Below are 644 nucleotides of genomic sequence, written 5' to 3'. Positions count from 1 at the left end.
GCTGCAGCGCCGCCACCGCCGGGCCGCTGGCGCCGGGCGCCAGCAGCGCGGCTGCGCCAACCGGTGCGGTGTCCACACCCGGCGGCAGCCGCCACCAGGTGACCAGCTCGCCGCGCCACAGTGCCGCCAGCCGGTCGACCGGCAGCCGCCAGCGGCGGGTGCCAGCGGCGATCACCGCACCCTCGGGCCCCAGGGCCAGCAGCCGGACGAAGCCGCTGCGGCCGCTACCGTCGGCCAGGACCAGCACCACCGGGCGGTCCAGCTGGGTGAGCAGCGGCAGGTTGCCGCTGCGGTGGCGCCAGCAGGCCAGGCCCTGCGCCGGGCCCAGGCTGCAGGGCGCACCGGCCGGCAGCGGCGGCCCCCAGGCCGTGGCCAGCTCGCGCAGCGCGGTGCTGTCGTCGGCGGCCAGGGCGGCCCAGTCGGTCTGGAGATCAAACAGCGGCAGCGCTGGCGCCGCGGCGGCGGCACTGGCAGCACGGGCCGGCGGCGCGGAGGCAGCGGCTGCGGCCACCGCATCGGCCGCCGAGGCAGGGGCCGCCAGCACACCGGCACTGGCCGACGATGCCGGCGCCGAGGCAGGCGCGGCCACCGCCAGCACCGGCCGTGCCGCCGGGCCGCGCGCACCAGGCGCCAGCGTCCACCAC

Annotated in this window: 1 pseudogene; it reads right to left on the bottom strand. The window is 80.4% G+C overall.

Annotation, left to right across the window (positions count from 1 at the left end):
- Window positions 1-644: pseudogene (locus tag FFT10_RS27905) on the bottom strand (peptidoglycan-binding protein); the annotation flags it as partial.

It is taken from the genome of Pseudaquabacterium pictum (genome assembly GCF_005403045.1).
Lineage (GTDB): Bacteria > Pseudomonadota > Gammaproteobacteria > Burkholderiales > Burkholderiaceae_C > Pseudaquabacterium > Pseudaquabacterium pictum.
The sequence above is the reverse complement of the archived record's forward strand: the minus strand, read 5'-3'. Positions and strand labels throughout refer to the sequence as shown.